A 616-nucleotide genomic window follows, 5' to 3' on the forward strand; every position below is an offset into this window, starting at 1 on the left:
GGTGAACAGCGGGTCGTGGTCCGGTCCCTCGCGGCCGTCGACCCGGTAAGCCGGCACGGCGCCGGCGGCTGCCTGGTGCGCCCATTCCTGCAATTCGGTCTTGGCGTCGCGCCGCGCCGCGCCGATCGCCTGCGAGCGCGGCTGCCAATAGCGATGGATGAACGCGCGGGCAGCCTCGAGGCCACCATCCAGGTAAAGGACCGCAATCAGCGATTCCAGCGCGTCGGCGCGCAGATTGGTGCGCTTGCGCCCGTCGAGATTGCGCACATCGGAGCCGGCGCGGATCAGCTCTGGCAAGCCGATCTCCTCGGCGATGTCGGAGAGCGCCTCGGCATTGACCAGCGCGTTGAGACGCAGCGACAGCTCGCCCTCGGCTGCATCTGGAAAGGCTGCAAGCAGCATGTCGGCGACGACAAGGCCGAGAACGCGGTCGCCCAGGAACTCGAAGCGTTCGTAGTCGACGCCGGCATGGGTCGAACGCGCGCTGGCATGGGTCAGCGCGCGCTGCAGACGCTGGCGATCGGCGAAGGCATGGCCGGTGCGCGGGGCAAGAGCCTCGGCGAGGGCATCGGCGGTCAAACGCTTGCTGGCCGCCCTCGCTCTAGTGGACGAAATG

Annotated in this window: 1 protein-coding gene; it reads right to left on the bottom strand. The window is 68.8% G+C overall.

Features of this window, described 5'->3' with window-relative positions:
- Positions 1–579: ribonuclease III (gene rnc / locus EOA27_RS39210; RefSeq protein ID WP_189562415.1), on the bottom strand; the 579-nt coding region annotated here is incomplete at its 3' end.
- Positions 580–616: the final 37 nt, after the last annotated feature.

Origin of the sequence: Mesorhizobium sp. M2A.F.Ca.ET.037.01.1.1, assembly GCF_003998075.1 — a bacterium.
GTDB lineage: Bacteria > Pseudomonadota > Alphaproteobacteria > Rhizobiales > Rhizobiaceae > Mesorhizobium.